General features: G+C 72.6%; 13 protein-coding genes. 3 read left to right on the top strand and 10 right to left on the bottom strand.

The features are described 5' to 3' along the window. Window positions 1–274 precede the first annotated feature (274 nt). The 8 genes from IE267_RS33615 to hrcA all read right to left on the bottom strand — a co-directional run bounded on the left by IE267_RS33615 (window position 275) and on the right by hrcA (window position 7,654). The gene (locus IE267_RS33615) at window positions 275–1,273 is read right to left on the bottom strand and encodes an adenosine deaminase (protein ID WP_189765732.1); all 999 of its coding nucleotides are present in this window, start codon (window positions 1,271–1,273) and stop codon (window positions 275–277) included. Window positions 1,274–1,308: 35 nt separating this feature from the next. Then, entirely contained in the window at window positions 1,309–2,220 is a 912-nt protein-coding gene (locus tag IE267_RS33610; RefSeq protein WP_189765731.1) for a ribonuclease Z, read from the bottom strand. A gap of 45 nt (window positions 2,221–2,265) precedes the next feature. Beyond that, window positions 2,266–2,625 (bottom strand): histidine triad nucleotide-binding protein, encoded by a 360-nt coding sequence (locus IE267_RS33605; RefSeq protein ID WP_161245708.1) that lies wholly within the window; start codon window positions 2,623–2,625, stop codon window positions 2,266–2,268. Window positions 2,626–2,757: 132 nt separating this feature from the next. After that, window positions 2,758–3,294 carry a hypothetical protein gene (locus IE267_RS33600; RefSeq protein WP_308428869.1) on the bottom strand — a complete coding sequence of 179 codons (537 nt, stop codon included), beginning with the start codon at window positions 3,292–3,294 and terminating at the stop codon, window positions 2,758–2,760. Between the two features lie 227 nt (window positions 3,295–3,521). Further along, the gene (locus IE267_RS33595; protein WP_189765730.1) at window positions 3,522–4,265 is read right to left on the bottom strand and encodes a 16S rRNA (uracil(1498)-N(3))-methyltransferase; all 744 of its coding nucleotides are present in this window, start codon (window positions 4,263–4,265) and stop codon (window positions 3,522–3,524) included. Beyond that, window positions 4,262–5,353, bottom strand: coding sequence for a nitronate monooxygenase (locus IE267_RS33590; RefSeq protein WP_167153326.1), 1,092 nt, complete (start codon window positions 5,351–5,353; stop codon window positions 4,262–4,264). The genes IE267_RS33595 and IE267_RS33590 overlap by 4 nt, the downstream gene beginning before the upstream one ends. Before the next feature lie 144 nt (window positions 5,354–5,497). After that, a complete protein-coding gene (dnaJ, locus tag IE267_RS33585) occupies window positions 5,498–6,634 on the bottom strand; it encodes a molecular chaperone DnaJ (RefSeq protein ID WP_161245711.1) in 1,137 nt (378 codons plus the stop codon). Then, on the bottom strand, window positions 6,635–7,654 hold the full coding sequence (gene hrcA, locus IE267_RS33580) for a heat-inducible transcriptional repressor HrcA (protein ID WP_100578282.1): 1,020 nt from the start codon (window positions 7,652–7,654) through the stop codon (window positions 6,635–6,637). 179 nt (window positions 7,655–7,833) lie between these two features. On the opposite strand from hrcA, the gene IE267_RS33575 reads away from it, so the two are divergent. Both IE267_RS33575 and IE267_RS33570 read left to right on the top strand, forming a co-directional pair. Further along, window positions 7,834–8,556: an MBL fold metallo-hydrolase gene (locus IE267_RS33575; protein WP_167153324.1), complete on the top strand. Its 723-nt coding sequence runs from the start codon at window positions 7,834–7,836 to the stop codon at window positions 8,554–8,556. A 62-nt stretch (window positions 8,557–8,618) separates the two neighbouring features. Continuing rightward, window positions 8,619–9,440 (top strand): DUF3097 domain-containing protein, encoded by an 822-nt coding sequence (locus IE267_RS33570; protein ID WP_161245713.1) that lies wholly within the window; start codon window positions 8,619–8,621, stop codon window positions 9,438–9,440. Between the two features lie 428 nt (window positions 9,441–9,868). On the opposite strand, the gene hemW is transcribed toward IE267_RS33570, so the two are convergent. After that, window positions 9,869–11,101: a radical SAM family heme chaperone HemW gene (hemW, locus tag IE267_RS33565; protein ID WP_189765729.1), complete on the bottom strand. Its 1,233-nt coding sequence runs from the start codon at window positions 11,099–11,101 to the stop codon at window positions 9,869–9,871. Between the two features lie 85 nt (window positions 11,102–11,186). Beyond that, window positions 11,187–13,313, bottom strand: coding sequence for an ATP-binding SpoIIE family protein phosphatase (locus tag IE267_RS33560; RefSeq protein ID WP_373304623.1), 2,127 nt, complete (start codon window positions 13,311–13,313; stop codon window positions 11,187–11,189). Window positions 13,314–13,432: 119 nt separating this feature from the next. Between IE267_RS33560 and IE267_RS33555 the strand changes: the two genes are divergently transcribed. After that, window positions 13,433–17,554: a HAMP domain-containing hybrid sensor histidine kinase/response regulator gene (locus IE267_RS33555; RefSeq protein WP_189765741.1), complete on the top strand. Its 4,122-nt coding sequence runs from the start codon at window positions 13,433–13,435 to the stop codon at window positions 17,552–17,554. Window positions 17,555–17,561 lie beyond the last annotated feature (7 nt).

Raw genomic sequence — 17,561 nt, 5'->3', positions numbered from 1 at the left:
CCTCAAACGCCGGACGGGCTGAAATGCCCTCGGTGCCGGCCAGCACCGAGGGCATTCAGGGGCGCGGGGCTGTGACATTGCGCAGCTCCACCGCGGTGCGCGCGACCGGGGGGTCCGGGTCACCTACAGGGGCGCGGGGAACTGCGCGACCAGCCACGCACGGTGGACGGACGAGGGCGGGGTTGGGGGCGCGGGGAACTGCGCGAACGGCCCCCACGGCCCGCAGCCGAAAGCCAGGGGCCGGGGCGCAGCCCCGGGGATGCGGGGCCCGGGGTTACGGCTTTGGGAAGTCGTAGGCGTCCACCTCCGCGAGGTAGGCCGCACGCCGCGGCTCGTCGTCGTCGAGGAACGCCGCCTCGAAGGAGTTCCGGGCCAGCTCCCGGAGCCGCTCCGGGGAAAGCCCCAACGCCTCCCGCACCGCGAGGAAGTTGTCCTCCGCGTACCCGCCGAAGTACGCGGGGTCGTCGGAGTTGACCGTGCACAGCAGCCCGGCGTCCATCATCGCCGGCAGCGGATGCTCCGAAAGGACGTCGACCGCCCGCAGCCGCACGTTGGACAGCGGGCACAGCGTCAGCGGCACACGGTCCCGGACCAGGCGGGCCACCAGGTCCGGGTCCTCCAGGGCCCGCAGGCCGTGGTCGATCCGCTCGACGCCCAGCAGGTCGAGCGCCTCGGTGATGTACGCGGGCGGCCCCTCCTCCCCCGCGTGTGCGACCCGCCGAAGGCCGAGCGCGGCGGCCGCTTCGTACACCTCGCGGAACTTGGCCGGGGGATGCCCGACCTCCGCCGAATCGAGGCCGATGCCGGTGATCCGGTCCAGATGCGGCCGCGCCGCCTCAAGGGTGAGCAGCGCCGATTCGGCCGGCTCGTCGCGTAGGAAGCACATGATGAGCCGGGTGGAGACGCCGTGGCGTTTCTCGCTCGCGGCCAGCGCCCGCCACAGGCCCTCCACGACCGTGGCGATGGAGATGCCGCGCGCCGTGTGCGCCTGGGGGTCGAAGAAGATCTCGGCGTGCCGCACGCCCTGGGCCGCGGCCCGGGCCAGATACGCGTCGGCGAGCGCCGCGAAGTCGTCCTCGGTCCGCAGCACCGCCATCAGCGAGTAGTACAGGTTCAGGAAGGACTGGAGGTCGTCGAAGAGGTACGCCTTGCGGAGTGCCTCGGTGTCGGCGTAGGGCAGCTCGACACCGTTGCGCGCGGCGAGCTCGAAGGCCAGCTCGGGTTCGAGGGTGCCTTCGATGTGGAGGTGGAGTTCGGCCTTGGGCAGGGGCATGGGGGGCTTCCTAGGGTGGTGCTCGGTGCGGTGTTTCAGGTGGTGCGCTTGGGGAGCGGGACCCTGATGAGGTCGGCGGCCACGGTCAGCTCGCCCTCGAATCCGACGGCCCTGGCCTGCCGCTCGAACTCCTCGGGATCGGAATACCGCTGCGAGAAGTGGGTGAGGACCAAATGGCGCACGCCCGCGTCCCGGGCCACCGCCGCGGCCTGACCAGCCGTCAGATGGCCGTGATCGAGAGCCAGTTGGACGTCGCCGTCCAGGAACGTCGACTCGATGACCAGCATGTCGCAGCCGTCCGCGAGCGCGTGCACGCCCTCGCACAGCCGGGTGTCCATGACGAACGCGAACCGCTGGCCGCGCCGGGTCTCGCTGACGTCGTCGAGGGTGACGCCGTTCAGCTCGCCCTCGCGCTGGAGGCGGCCCACGTCGGGGCCCTTGATGCCGTGCTCGGCGAGCAGTTCGGGCAGCATCCGCCGCCCGTCGGGCTCGACGAGCCGGTAGCCGTACGACTCGACGGGGTGCGAGAGCCTGCGGGCCTCCAGGATGTACGCGTCCGTCGCGGCCAGCACCGCGCCCTCCCCCGCCACCGGCTCCTGGCCGAGCAGCACGGACTCCCGGTAGGCGGTGGCGTACCGCAGCCGGTCGAAGAAGTACTCGCCGCTGAGCGGGTAGTGCGCGGTGACCGGGTGCGGTACCCGGTCGAGGTTGATCCGCTGGATCACCCCGGCCAGGCCCAGCGAGTGGTCGCCGTGGAAGTGCGTGACGCAGATCCGGTTGAGGTCGTGGGCGGCGACCCCGGCCCGCAGCATCTGCCGCTGGGTGCCCTCGCCCGGGTCGAAGAGGATGCCCTCGCCGTCCCAGCGCAGCAGGTAGCCGTTGTGGTTGCGGTGCCGGGTGGGAACCTGGCTGGCGGTGCCGAGCACCACCAATTCACGTACGGACACGGTGAGTTGCCTTGCTGTGCGGGGCTGTACAGGACGTGCGGGTGGCTATCCGGGCGGCCACTGGAGGCCGCGGCCGCCCAGGACGTGGGCGTGCGCGTGGAAGACGGTCTGGCCGGCGCCGCTGCCCGTGTTGAACACGATCCGGTAGCCGGTGGCGTCGATCTTCTCCTCGCGGGCGACCTCCCCCGCCTCGCGCAGCACGTCCGCGGCGATGGCCGGCTCGGCGGCGGCCAGCGAGGCGCCGTCGGGGTGGTGGACCTTCGGGATGACCAGGACGTGCGTCGGCGCCTGGGGGTTGATGTCCCGGAAGGCCACGGTCGTGTCGGTCTCCCGCACGACGGTCGCCGGGACATCGCCCGAGACGATTTTGCAGAACAGGCAGTCCGCCTGCGGTTCTCCGGCCACGGTCCGGTCCTCCTTGGTCGCGTTGATCAGGTAACCGCATGCTACTCAACGCGTTCGGGCGGCCGGGGTGCGGAGCGCGGTGCGCGTGCTCGGGCGGCGCTCCTTGTCCGCCGCCCGCCCGCTGCCCGCCCGCTACTTGCCCTGGAAGGACTGGGTGACGGTCACGGTCACCGTGACGGTGGGGCGGCCGCCGGGCGCGGGGGTCGCGGGGCCCGTGGTCGGGGCGGGCGCGGTGCAGTTGCCCAGGACACTGGCGCGGAAGACCGTCCGACCGGCCACCTTGGCGGTCAGGTCGCCCTTCACACAGCGGCCCTCCACCTCCTGGGTGACCTTGCCCTTGACGGTGATCGGCCTGCCGTCCCTGGTCTCGCCCTGGCAGCTCACATCGGCGACCTGTCGGGTGCCGCCGGCCGCCGAAGGGGTCGCGCTGGGGCCGGAGTTGAGGTTGGCGTTGCACGTGAGCCACTTGACGTCGACGTGCTCGTGCGCGAGGGCGGCGGTGGCGGTCTGCTCGGTGGTGACCGCGACCGCGGCGGAGTTGAGGCCGCCGACGGGGTCGCAGGCGGTGACCCCGCCCATTGCCAGCGCGGCCAGGAGCAGGACGGGCAGGGTGCGGAGTGCCGTGCGGCGCGGGTGGTGGTTCGACTGGTTCGACCTCTGGGCCCCCATGGGCGCCAGGGTGCCACCGCGGCCCCGCGCGCGATAGCCCCCCTGCGGCCATATCGCCCTCCCGGGGCAAGCCCCGGACCCCTGTCCCACTCCAGGGGGCACGACGCGGGGCTCCCCCGGACCCCGGCCCGTCGATCGCTGTCAGCGGACCGTGCATGGCCGTTCGCGCAGTTCCCCGCACCCCTGTGGGCGGACCGGAGCCCCAGGGGGTCGAGGGGCGGCGTCCCTCAGGACCAGCGGCCCGTTCGGGCCAGCAGGACCGCGGCCGCCGCCGTACCCGCCGTCGACGTGCGCAGCACGCTCGGTCCCAGGCGGTACGGCCGTGCCCCCGCCTCGGCGAACACGGCCAGCTCCTCCGGGGAGACCCCGCCCTCGGGGCCCACGACGAGGACGATCTCCCCGCTCGCGGGGAGATCCGCCGTCGCGAGGGCGCCGGAGGGGTGGTCGCGGTCCTCGTGCAGGACCACCGCGAGGTCGGCCCCCGCGAGGAGCGGCGCGAGCTGCTTGGTGGTCAGCGCCTCGCCCACCTCGGGGAAGCGCACCCGGCGGGACTGCTTGCCCGCCTCGCGGGCCGTACCGCGCCATTTCGCAAGGGACTTGGCGCCCCGCTCGCCCTTCCACTGGGTGATGCAGCGCGACGCCTGCCAGGGCACGATCGCGTCCACGCCGGTCTCGGTCATCGTCTCCACGGCGACCTCGCCCCGGTCGCCCTTGGGCAGCGCCTGCACCACGGTGATCCGTACCGCGGGCTGCTCCTCGGCAGCGGCCGAGGTGACCCGTACGACCAGGCGGTCCTTGCCCTCGGCCGCCACGACCACCGCGTCCGCCCAGTTGCCCGCGCCGTCGGTGAGGGTCACCCGCTCGTCGGCGCGCAGCCGCTTGACGGAGACGGCGTGCCGGCCCTCCGCCCCGTCCAGGACGAACTCGCCGACGCCCGGCACCTTGTCGACAACGAAGACCGGGGCGGTCATGACGTACTCCTCTGGTTCTTCAGGTTCTGCAGCGTTGCGGTCAACTCGGCCTGCGCCTCGTCGAGTTCGGCCGCCAGGACCTCGACGAGCCGGCCCGCGGGCAGCTCGCGGGCGAGCCGGTGGCCCTGCCCCGCCCAGAGCGCCATGCCCTGGGGGTCGCCGGCCGCGGCCGCGGCCTTGCGCAGCCCGGAGGTGAGCTGGTGCACCTGGGGGTAGCCCGCGGGGGCGTATGGCCCGTGCTCGCGCATGAAACGGTTCATCAGGCCCCGCGCGGGCCGCCCGGAGAACGCCCGTGTCAACTCGGTGCGTACGAAAAGGGGGTTGGTGAGGGCCTGCTTGTGCAGCACGTTCGCGCCGGACTCGGGGCACACCAGGAACGCGGTCCCCAGCTGGGCGGCGGACGCGCCCGCCGCGAGCACCGCCGCGATCTGTGCGCCCCGCATCAGGCCGCCCGTCGCCACGATCGGCAGCTGGACCGCCTCGTGGACGAGGCCGATCAGGGTGAGCAGTCCGATGCCGGAGTCGTCGGCCTCCGGGTCGTCGCGGTGGGTGCCCTGGTGGCCGCCCGCCTCGACGCCCTGCACACACACCGCGTCCGCCCCCGACCACTGCGCGACCTGCGCCTCCTGGGGCGTGGTCACGGTGACGATCGTGTACGTACCCGCCTTCGCGAAGGCGTCGAGGGTGGCCCGCTGGGGGCAGCCGAAGGTGAACGAGACGACCGGCACCGGGTCTTCGAGCAGGATGGCCAGCTTGGCCTCGTAGTTGTCGTCGCCGCCGGAGTCCGCGTCGCCGAGCGGGGTCTCGTACCAGGAGGCCTCGCCCGCGAGCTGGTGGCGGTAGACCTCGATGGCGGCGGGGTCGGTGTGCGGGTCCTGCGGCATGAACAGGTTGACGCCGAAGGGCTGGCCCGTCAGCCCCCGCACCTGCTTGATCTCCTGGTACATGCCGTCGGCGGTCTTGTACCCGGCGGCGAGGAATCCGAGCCCCCCGGCCTCGGAGACGGCCGCGGCCAGGGCCGGACCGGAGGCGCCGCCCGCCATGGGCGCCTGCACGATCGGATACCGGCAGAGATCGGTCAAAGCCATGTCCGCATCGTGCCACGGTGTGGCTCGCGTTCCGAATCGCTCCTTCCGTCCGGGCAGGTGAGGCCGGTCACGTGTCCGGTACACGGACGCCCCGGAAAGACGGAAGGGGCCACGGGGTGAACCCCGTGGCCCCTTCGGCTCGGCCTAGCGGCCGTTGAACGCGTCCTTCAGACGGGAGAACAGCCCCTGCTGGCCGGGCTGGAACTGGCCCGTGGGGCGCTCCTCGCCGCGGAGCTTGGCCAGCTGGCGCAGCAGGTCCTCCTGCTGCGGGTCCAGCTTGCTCGGGGTCAGCACCTCGACGTGCACGATGAGGTCGCCCCGGCCGCCGCCGCGCAGATGCGTGATGCCGCGGGTGTGCAGCGGGATGGACTGGCCGGACTGGGTGCCCGGGCGGATGTCCACCTCCTCCATGCCGTCCAGCGTCTGCAGCGGCACCTTGGTGCCGAGCGAGGCGGCCGTCATGGGGATGGTGACCGTGCAGTGCAGGTCGTCGCCGCGGCGCTGGAACACGTCGTGCGGCAGTTCGTGGATCTCCACGTACAGGTCGCCGGCGGGGCCGCCGCCCGGGCCGACCTCGCCCTCGCCCGCGAGCTGGATACGGGTGCCGTTGTCGACACCGGCCGGGATCTTCACGGTGAGGGTGCGCCGCGAGCGGATCCGGCCGTCGCCCGCGCACTCCGGGCACGGGGTGGGGACGACGGTGCCGAAGCCCTGGCACTGGGGGCAGGGCCGCGAGGTCATGACCTGGCCGAGGAAGGACCGGGTGACCTGGGACACCTCGCCGCGACCGCGACACATGTCACAGGTCTGCGCTGAGGTGCCGGGGGCCGCGCCCTCGCCCGAACAGGTCGTGCACACCACCGCGGTGTCGACCTGGATCTCCTTGGTGGTGCCGAAGGCCGCCTCGTTGAGGTCGATCTCCAGGCGGATCATGGCGTCCTGGCCACGGCGGGTCCGCGAGCGCGGGCCGCGCTGGGATGCCGTGCCGAAGAAGGCGTCCATGATGTCCGAGAAGTTGCCGAAGCCGCCCGCGCCGAAGCCGCCGGCTCCGCCGCCGCCCGACGACGACAGCGGGTCCCCGCCGAGGTCGTAGACCTGCTTCTTCTGCGGGTCCGACAGGACCTCGTACGCGGCGTTGATCTCCTTGAAGCGCTCCTGCGTCTTCGGGTCCGGATTCACATCCGGGTGGAGTTCGCGTGCGAGGCGCCGGAACGCCTTCTTGATCTCGTCCTGTGATGCGTCGCGGCGCACGCCGAGTACGGCGTAGTAGTCCGTGGCCACTTACGACTCCGCCAGGATCTGTCCGACGTAACGTGCCACTGCGCGTACCGCTCCCATCGTTCCGGGGTAATCCATGCGGGTCGGTCCGACCACGCCGAGTTTGGCGACCGCCTCGCCGCCGGAACCGTAGCCGACCGAGACGACGGACGTGGAGTTCAGTCCCTCGTGGGCGTTGTTCTCGTGCCCGATGCGTACGGTCATGCCCGATTCCTTGGCCTCGCCGAGCAGCTTGAGGAGCACGACCTGCTCCTCAAGTGCTTCCAGCACCGGCCTGATGGTCAGCGGGAAGTCGTGTCCGAAGCGGGTGAGATTGGCGGTGCCGCCGATCATCAACCGCTCCTCGGTCTCTTCGACCAGGGTTTCGAGGAGGGTGGCGAGGACCGTCGAAACGGTTCCTCGGTCCTCCGGTTCGAAGGACTCCGGCAGGTCCTGCACGAGCTGCGGCACGTCCGCGAAGCGGCGCCCCACGACTCTCGCGTTGAGCCGGGCCCTCAGGTCCGCGAGCGCGGCCTCGCCGAACGGTGCCGGGCAGTCGACCATGCGCTGCTCGACCCGCCCGGTGTCCGTGATCAGCACCAGCATCAGCCGGGCCGCCGCGAGTGAGAGAAGCTCCACATGCCGCACCGTGGACCGCGTCAGCGACGGGTACTGGACGACCGCCACCTGCCGGGTCAGCTGCGCGAGCAGCCGCACCGTACGGGCCACGACGTCGTCCAGGTCGACCGCGCTGTCCAGGAAGTTCTGGATCGCGCGGCGCTCCGGCGACGACAGGGGCTTGACGCCCGCGAGCCGGTCGACGAAGAGCCGGTAGCCCTTGTCCGTCGGAATCCGGCCGGCGCTGGTGTGGGGCTGGGCGATGAAGCCCTCCTCCTCCAGGACGGCCATGTCGTTGCGCACGGTCGCCGGGGAGACGCCGAGCGCATGGCGCTCGGTGAGGGCCTTGGAGCCCACCGGTTCCTCGGTGCCGACGTAGTCCTGGACGATGGCGCGCAGCACCTCAAGCCTGCGTTCACTGAGCATCGCGCACACCTCCAGTTGCCGTCCGTTTGGCACTCACTGTGTACGAGTGCCAGCAATCCCCCGGCCAGTGTACGGCCGACCGGTACGCCCCTAGCAAGGGCGGCCGACCACGCTACCGTGCGGCGGCGTCCGGCGATGGTGCCGCGGCGCCCTCCGGCGATTGTGGATAGCGTCGCGGTATGAACGTCAGTTGGGAAGATTTCGGCTGGGAGCGGCTGGGTGACGGCATCGGGCGCAGGCGCCTGCCCGGCTGGGACGCCACGGTCGCGCTGGTCGCCGGCGAGAGCTCGCTGCTCCTGTACGACACCGGCTCGACGCTCCGCGAGGGCGCCGGAATCCGGGCCCAGGCCGAGGCCCTGTTCGGGCGCCGTGTGACCCACATCGCGCTCAGCCACCCGCACTTCGACCACGTCCTGGGCACGGCGGCCTTCGCCGGGGCCGAGGTCTACGCGGCGGTCGGCATCGAGCGGGCCCTGGCGGGCGACGAGCTGCGCTCCGACGCGGTGAGTCAGGGGGTGCCCGCCGAGGACGCCGCCGAGGCGGCCGACCTGCTGGTCCGGCCGCACCACGCGGTGAGCGGGGAGTGGACGCTCGACCTGGGCGGCCGTCAGGTGCTGCTCGCCAATGTGGGCCCCGGGCACAGCGGGCACGACCTCGTGGTCCTGGTCCCGGCGGCCGGCGACGCTCCGGAGATCGTCTTCTGCGGGGACCTCGTCGAGGAGTCGGGCGAGCCGCAGGCGGGCCCCGACGCGGTGCCCGCGCGCTGGCCGGCCGCGCTCGACCGGCTGCTCTCGCTCGGCGGCGAGGACGCGGTGTACGTGCCCGGGCACGGGGCGGTGGTGGACGCCGCGTTCGTCCGCGCCCAGCGGGACCAACTCGCCGCGCGCTTCGGGGTGTCGTAGCCCCGCCATGCCGATGTGCCCGGGGGCGCCCGTTCGTCCCGGCCCCCCGGAATAATGAGGCCATGCGCAGCTACAGCCCTGATCTCACGCCCCCCTGGAAGAAGAAGCAGGCCCCTGTTCCCGAGGTGCCCGCCGAGACCGACCTCGTCGTCGAGGAGGTCTCCACGGGATTCTGCGGAGCGGTGGTCCGCTGCGAGAAGACGGCCGAGGGGCCGACGGTCACCCTTGAGGACCGCTTCGGCAAGCACCGCGTCTTTCCGCTCGTGCCCCGCGGCTTCCTTCTGGAGGGCAAGGCCGTCACCCTCGTACGTCCCTCCGCGTCGGCGGCCCCGCGGCGCCCCGCGCGTACCGCCTCCGGGTCGGTGGCCGTGCCGGGGGCCAGGGCCCGGGTGGCGCGGGCGGGCCGGATCTACGTCGAGGGCCGGCACGACGCGGAGCTCGTGGAGCGGGTGTGGGGGGACGACCTGCGCATCGAGGGCGTGGTGGTGGAGTACCTGGAGGGCATCGACGACCTTCCGGCGATCGTCGCCGAGTTCGCCCCCGGACCCGACGCGCGCCTCGGGGTGCTGGTGGACCACCTGGTGCCGGGCTCGAAGGAGTCCCGCATCGCGGCGTCCGTGACGCATCCGGACGTGCTGGTCGTCGGGCACCCCTACATCGACGTGTGGGAGGCGGTGAAGCCGGCGTCCGTGGGGATTCCGGCGTGGCCGGTGGTGCCGCGGGGGCAGGACTGGAAGACGGGGGTGTGCCGGGCGTTGGGGTGGCCCGAGAACACGGGGGCGGCGTGGCAGCGGATCCTTTCGGGGGTGCGGTCGTACAAGGACCTGGATCCGTCGCTGCTGGGCTCGGTGGAGCACCTGATCGACTTCGTCACGGCCCCGTAGCCCCTGGCCCACCGGGGTGGCCGCCCCACCTCCTGGGGCTCCGCCTCCTGGGGCTCCGCCCCAGACCCCGGGGGGGTTCGCCCACCCGCCCGCCCGTGACCCGGGGTTGGCTGGTCCCGGGTCCCTGGGGCTGCGCCCCAGACCCTGCGGGGGCTCCGCCCCCTGCACCCCCGTTCGCGCCTGAACGGCGCTCGTCCTCAAACGCCGGACAGGCTGAAGATGCCCATGCCGGCCAGCACCGAGCCTTCAGGGGCGCGAGGAACCGCGCGAAAAGCGACCACGGCCCACAGACGAAAACGGGTCTCAGGGGCGCGGGGAACTGCGCAATCGCCCGCCCCGGCCCGGGGCACAGGCACGCAGCGGCCTCGACCCGGCCCGGGGCAGGCCGGGGCAGGGTGCGTCCCGGCCGGCCGGGACGGGCGCGGCCTTCAGTCCACCAGGTCCCGGACCACCGCATCGGCCAGCAGCCGACCCCGCAGGGTCAACACCGCCCGCCCCGCCGCGAAGGCGGCCGACTCCAGCAGGCCCCCCTCCACCGCAGCCCGCGCCGCCGCGAGACCCGCGGGGTTGAGCAGGGTCAGGGGGCAGCCCTCGCGGAGGCGGAGTTCGAGCAGGATGCGCTCCACGCGGCGGTCCTCCGGGGACAGGAGTTCCCGGCCCGCGCCGGGAGAGCGGCCGGACGCCAGGGCCGCCGCATACGCCCCGGGGTGCTTCACGTTCCACCACCGCACCCCGCCCACATGGCTGTGGGCACCCGGACCGGCCCCCCACCAGTCCGCCCCGCGCCAGTACAGCTCGTTGTGCAGACAGCGGCCCGCCTGAGTGGTGGCCCAGTTGGAGACCTCGTACCAGGAGTACCCGGCCGCACCGAGCACCTCGTCCGCGATCAGGTACCGGTCCGCGTGCTCGTCGTCGTCCGTCATGGGGACCTCGCCGCGCCGGATGCGGCGGGCGAGCTGGGTGCCCTCCTCCACGATCAGGGCGTACGCGCTGATGTGGTCGGGGCCCGCGCCGACCGCCGCGGTGAGCGAGGCCCGCCAGTCCTCGTCGCTCTCCCCCGGCGTGCCGTAGATCAGGTCCAGGTTGACGTGGTCGAAGCCCGCCGCACGGGCCTCGGCGACGCACGCCTCCGGGCGGCCGGGGGTGTGCGTGCGGTCGAGGACCTTCAGGACGTGCTGCCGGGCGCTCTGCATCCCGAAGGAGACCCGGTTGAACCCGCCGGCCCGCAGCTCCGCCAGGTACGCGGGGTTCACCGACTCCGGGTTCGCCTCGGTGGTGACCTCCGCGTCCTCGGCCAGGCCGAACTCGTCCCGGACCGCCGCCAGCATGCGCACCAGGTCGGCCGCCGCGAGCAGGGTCGGGGTGCCGCCGCCGACGAAGACCGTCCGCACCGGGCGGGGGTCGCCGTCGAGCACCTTGCGGGCGAGGCGGATCTCCTCGACGACCATGTCGGCGTAGTTGTCGCGGGAGGCCAGGACGCCGCCCTTGCCCACCAGCTCGCTCGCCGTGTAGGTGTTGAAGTCGCAGTAGCCGCAGCGCGTCGCACAGTACGGAACGTGCAGGTAGAACCCGAGCGGCCGGTCCCCCGCGCCCTCCAGGGCGTGGCGGGGCAGCGACCCGTCCTCGGGCATGGGCTCACCATCGGGCAGTACGGAAGGCATGCCCCCATTGTCCGGCACGCGCGGGCGTCCGGTGCCGCCCGCCGAATCGGGCCCTCCGAACCGGCCCCCGCGCCGACCGACCCGCTCAGTCGACCCGCAGCACCAACAGCGCCAGATCGTCCGCCGGCGGGGTGTCGGCGAAGTCGTACACCGCCTGCTTGATGCGGGCGGCCACCGCGGACGCGGTGAGACCGGTGCACCCGGCCAGGACCGTGGCGAGCCCGTCGGCGTCGTCGAACATGCGCGGTCCCGAGCGGCGCTCGGTCACCCCGTCCGTCACGCACAGCAGGGTGTCGCCGGGAGTCAGGCGTAGGCTCTCGCTCTCGTAGCGCGCGCCCTCGACGACGCCGAGCAGGATCTGCGGGGCGGCGGCCGTGCACACCGATCCGTCGGGCCGCAGCAGCAGCGGCAGCGGGTGGCCGGCGCTGGCGAGGGTGCAGCGCACCGAGCCGCCTTCGGCGTCCGGCACCAGCTCCCCGTAGAGCAGGGACAGGAAGCGGGCCTGCTGACCGTCGAGCGGGTCGAGCGGGTCGGTCGGCTCGATGGGGGGTTCGGCCGTCGCGAGGTGGACCGCCGCCTCGGCCGCCTCGGTGGCGTCGTCCACGAGCAGTTGGTTGAGCCGGTCGAGCACCTCGTGCACCGGATGCCCCTCGCGGGCGAGCAGCCGCAGCCAGGGCCGGGCCAGGCCGGTGATCACGGCGGCCTCGGGGCCGCTGCCCTGGACGTCGCCGAGCGCGAAGCACCAGCGTCCGTCGGCGCCGGGGAAGACGTCGTAGAAGTCGCCGCCCGCCAGCGCCTCGTCGCTGGGCTGGTAGACGAAGGCGCTGTCGACTCCGGGGATCACGGCGACCCGGCTGGGCAGGAGCCCGCGCTGCAGGATGCGGCTGATGGTGGCCTGCCGGGTGTACTGGCGGGCCGCGCCGATCGCGAGGGCGACCCGGCGCAGGAAGTCCTCGATCAGGCCGGTGACCTCGTCGGGGATGTGGGTCAGACCGGCGCGGCCGAGCAGCAGGGCACCCACCTCGCGGCCGCCCGCGACGAGCCGGTACGCGAGCGCCACCCCGTCCGCGCCGAGCTCGGCCGCCCGTGGCCAGGGCATCGGCACCGGGCCGCCGCGCGCGGCGGCGGGCAGCCGGGGAGGTTCCTTCTCGACGGCGGCCCGCAGGGGCGCGATGGCGGCCTCCCTCGCGTGCCAGACCCGGGCCAGGCGGGGCGCGGCGAGCGGACCGCCCGCGCCCTCGTCGAGCCAGATCGCGCACCAGTCGGCGAGCCGGGGCACCAGGAGCTGCCCGGCCAGGGCCGCGATCAGGTCTTCGTCGAACTGGCCGGCCAGCAGGTCGGAGGCCTCCGCGAGGAAGGACAGCGCACCCCGGTTGATCCAGTCCCGGTCGGGCTCGCGCGGGGTGCGCTGCGGGGTCGGGGCGAGGATCTCGACGGTGCGCAGGCCGCGTTGGAGCCGTTCGTCGCGCTGCGCCCCGTTCCGCTCGGGGCGCGTTCCGTCCGGTTCGGGGTGCGCCCCGTTCTGCTCGGGGCATGTTCCGTCCTGGTCGTGCTGTGCCCCGCGCGGTACGGGGTGCGCACCGCGCGGTTCGGGCCGCTCGCCCGCGTCCACGGGGAGCCGGGCCCAGACGGTTTTGAGGCCGCTGCGATAGGTGATCCCCCAGCATTCGGCGAGGGCCGCGACGACGCGCAGGCCGCGCCCGTACTCGTACGCGGTGAGACCCTCGCGGCCCCGCTGCGGTGCGCCGCGTACCGTGCGCGCGGGATGGTGGTCGGAGACCTCGATGACGAGGGCCGCGCGGTCCGTCGTGCCACCGCACTCAAGGCGGCACAGGAGGTCGACGGTGGTGCCGGCGTGGACGACCGCGTTGGTGATGAGCTCGTTGACCAGAACGGCCGCCTCGTACGCGAACTCCTCGCGGAAGACGGCCACTTGACCCGAGTCGGCGGGGCCGAGTCCGGCCCAGTCGGCGAGCGCGGCACGTATGAAGCGCCGGGCGGCGCCGGGGGCCAGCGGGTTGCCGGGCAGGCTGGTGCGGGCGGTGGGACAGGCCGCGAGGGTGGTGGGGCAGGCCGCGAAGGCGGCCCGGGCGCTCGGCGGGGCGCCGGTGCGCGCCGGGGCCTCCCCTGCCGCGGCCTCGCCGGACAGGGCTGCGGGGAGCGGGAGTTGGGGGCGGTTCACGCTGCCCCGCTGGGCTGGCAAGGGTCCCACGGTGCGGCTCCTGACGGGTTCTCGCAATGCGCCGCTCACGGCTTCGACAGAGTGACAGACTGAGCGGGCGCGTAAGCACCGAGTCATCGAAGTGGGCCCGCATGAACAGAGACAGTGCTATGTCGCCCGACGAGAACGGCTGGGTCCGCGCCTCGGAGCTGCGCCCGCTGCTCGCCGCCCTGACGGCGCTGCGGGACGGCGACTTCCGGGTGCGGCTCCAGGAGGTCCACGAGGGGCTGCCGGCCGAGCTGGCGGCCCTGTTCAACCAGGTGGCCGCGCGCAACCAGCACGTCACGGACGAGCTGATGCGGGTGCGCCGCGAGGTGGTCCGGCACGGGCGCCTCGACGAACGGCTCGCGGCCAGCCCCGGGGCGGGCGCCTGGACCGCCGGGATCGGGCATGCGAACTCCCTGCTCGACGCGCTGGTGGTGCCGGCGGCGAACGCGACGCGGGTCCTGGACGCGGTGGCGGGCGGCGATCTGACCCAGCGGGTCGATCTGCACGACGGCAGCCGGCCGCTGCGCGGCGATCTGCGTCGGCTCGGGCGGGCCGTCAACACGATGGTCGACCAGCTGTCGCTGTTCACCGGCGAGGTGACCCGGGTCGCCCGTGAGGTCGGCACCGAGGGGCGCCTCGGCGGCCGGGCCAAAGCCCAGGGCCTGAGCGGGAGTTGGCGCGCGGTGACGGAGGCCGTGAACACCATGGCAGCGCGGCTGACCGCGCAGGTCCGTGACATCGCGGCGGTGACCACGGCGGTGGCCCGGGGCGATCTGACGCGTACGGTCACGGTCGAGGCCACCGGTGAGCTGCTCGAACTGAAGCTGACCGTCAACACGATGGTGGACCAGCTGTCCGCCTTCGCCGACGAGGTCACCCGGGTGGCCCGCGAGGTCGGCACCGAGGGGCGCCTCGGCGGGCGGGCCCAGGTGCGGGGGGCGTCCGGGGTCTGGAAGGGCCTCACGGACAACGTCAACTTCATGGCGTCCAACCTGACTTCGCAGGTTCGCAACATCGCCCAGGTCACCACCGCCGTCGCCAACGGCGACCTCTCGCAGAAGATCACCGTCGACGCCCAGGGCGAGATCCTGGAGCTGAAGTCCACCATCAACACCATGGTCGACCAGCTCTCCGCCTTCGCCGACGAGGTCACCCGGGTCGCCCGCGAGGTCGGCACCGAGGGCAATCTCGGCGGGCGGGCCCAGGTGCGCGGGGTGTCGGGCGTCTGGAAGGACCTCACCGAGAACGTCAACTTCATGGCGGACAACCTGACTTCACAGGTCCGCAACATCGCCCTGGTGTCGACCGCCGTGGCCCAGGGCGACCTCGGCAAGAAGATCACGGTGGAGGCGAAGGGCGAGATCCTGGAGCTGAAGTCCACCATCAACACCATGGTCGACCAGCTCTCCGCCTTCGCCGACGAGGTCACCCGGGTCGCCCGCGAGGTCGGCACCGAGGGGAACCTCGGCGGCCAGGCCCAGGTGCGGGGCGTCTCGGGGGTCTGGAAGGACCTCACGGACAACGTCAACTTCATGGCGTCCAACCTGACTTCACAGGTGCGCAACATCGCCCAGGTCACCACCGCCGTCGCCAATGGCGACCTGTCGAAGAAGATCACGGTGGATGCCCGGGGCGAGATCCTGGAGCTGAAGGACACCGTCAACACGATGGTGGAGCAGCTGCGCGCCTTCGCCGACGAGGTGACCCGGGTGGCCCGCGAGGTCGGCACGGACGGCCGGCTCGGCGGACGGGCGCAGGTGCTCGGGGTCTCGGGCGTGTGGAAGGACCTGACCGACAACGTCAACTACATGGCGGACAACCTGACTTCACAGGTCCGCAACATCGCCCAGGTCGCCACGGCGGTGGCCCAGGGCGATCTGTCGAAGAAGATCGACGTGGACGCGCGCGGCGAGATCCTGGAGCTGAAGACCACCATCAACACCATGGTGGACACGTTGTCGTCGTTCTCCTCCGAGGTCACCCGGGTGGCCCGCGAGGTGGGTTCGGAGGGGCAGCTCGGCGGCCAGGCGCGGGTGGAGGGCGTGTACGGGACGTGGAAGCGCCTGACGACCAACGTCAACGAGCTCGCCCTGAACCTCACCACGCAGGTCCGCGCGATCGCCGAGGTCGCCTCCGCGGTGGCCCAGGGCGACATGTCGCGCTCGATCACGGTGGAGACCCGGGGCGAGGTCTCCGAGCTGAAGGACAACATCAACCTGATGGTGTCCAACCTGCGCGAGACGACCCGGGCCAAGGACTGGCTGGAGTCCAACCTGGCCCGCCTGGCCGGCCTGATGCAGGGCCACCGGGACCTGATGGAGGTCGCCGACCTGATCCTGCGCGAGCTGACGCCGCTGGTGAACGCCCAGTACGGCGCGTTCTTCCTGGCCGACCCGGACGACGACGGCACCCCGTCGCGCACCACCAGCACCACCAAGGGGCTCGCCTTCATCGCCGGGTACGGCGCGGCGCAGGGCGCGACCGTGGACACCACCGGGATGCCGGGGCACGGCCTGGTGCGGCAGGCCGCCCTGGAGAAGAAGCGGATTCTGCTGGAGGAGGCGCCACCGGACTACATCAAGATCAACTCCGGTCTGGGCGAGGCCTCGCCCGCCAGTGTCGTCATCATCCCGATCCTCTTCGAGGACAAGCTGCTCGGCGTGATCGAGCTGGCCTCCTTCTCCCGCTTCTCCGACGTCCACCTGGCCTTCTTCGACCAGTTCGTGAACACCATCGGCGTCGCAATCAACACGATCATCGCCAACTCCCGTACCGAGTCGCTGCTCAGCGAGTCCCAGCGGCTCGCCGTCCAGCTCCAGGAGCGCTCCGACGAACTCCAGCGCCAGCAGGCCGAGTTGCAGCGCTCCAACGCGGCCCTGGAGGAGAAGGCGGCGCTGCTCGCCACCAGCTCCCAGTACAAGTCGGAGTTCCTGGCGAACATGTCGCACGAGCTGCGCACCCCGCTCAACTCGCTGCTCATCCTCGCCCGGCTGCTCGCGGACAACCCGGACGCCCATCTCTCCCAGCAGGAGGTGCAGTTCGCCACCACGATCCACCGCTCCGGGTCCGATCTGCTCCAGCTGATCAACGACATCCTGGACCTGTCGAAGATCGAGGCGGGCCGCATGGACGTACGCCCCAAGAAGCTCCCGCTCATCAAGGTCCTCGACTACGTCCACGCCACCTTCCGCCCCATCACCCTCGACCGCGGCCTCGCCTTCGAGCTGGCCGTGGGCGAGGACGTGCCGCGCGAGATGTACTGCGACGAGCAGAGGCTCCAGCAGATCCTGCGCAACCTCCTTTCCAACGCGGTCAAATTCACCTCGTCGGGCCGGGTGGAGCTGCGCGTCAGCCGGCACAAGGACGTGCCCGGCGGGGAGGACCTGGTCGCGTTCGTCGTCAAGGACACCGGCATCGGCATCGCGCACGAGAAGCTGCCGGTGATCTTCGAGGCGTTCCAGCAGGCCGACGGCACCACCAACCGCAAGTACGGCGGCACCGGCCTCGGCCTGTCCATCAGCCGGGAGATCGCGGGGCTGCTCGGCGGCCGCATCGTCGCCGAGAGCGAGCCGGGCCAGGGCTCGACCTTCACCCTGTACGTCCCCGTCCGCTACCCCGGGCACGTGCTCGGCGAGCTGGAACAGCCCGGCCCCGCGCTCGCCTTCGACGGCTCCGAGCGGTCCTTGGGCGAGGACGTGCTGCTGCCCGAGCAGGAGGACGAGTGGCCCACCTCCAGCAGGCTGGAGGAGTGGAAGAGCGGCCGGGCCGGTCAAGTCCTGCCCGGGCGGCGCGTGTTGATCGTCGACGACGACATCCGCAACGTCTTCGCCCTCACCCATGTGCTCGGCCGGGTCGGCATGCCGGTCCTGTACGCGGAGAACGGGCGCGAGGGCATCGAGACCCTGGAACGCGACCCCGGGATCGAGCTGGTCCTGATGGACATCATGATGCCGGAGATGGACGGCTACGAGACGATCGAGGCGATCCGGAGCAGCCCGCGCTGGGCCGAGCTGCCGATCATCGCGCTCACCGCGAAGGCGATGCCGGGCGACCGGGAGAAGTCGATCGCGCAGGGCGCCAACGACTACGTGCCCAAGCCCGTCGACGTGGACCGCCTCCTCGGCGTAGCCTGCGCCCTTCTGGACCCCGACGGCGCGGCGCGGGAGGAGGCCGGCGAGGCCCCCTCGGTCCCCGGGCGGCCGAGCGGCACCGAAGAGACCGAAGCCCCATCACCGACTCCGTGAGGCGGCC

Origin of the sequence: Streptomyces xanthochromogenes (assembly GCF_014650455.1) — a bacterium.
Classification (GTDB): Bacteria; Actinomycetota; Actinomycetes; order Streptomycetales; family Streptomycetaceae; genus Streptomyces; species Streptomyces xanthochromogenes.
This window is presented reverse-complemented; position numbering and strand designations above follow the sequence as displayed.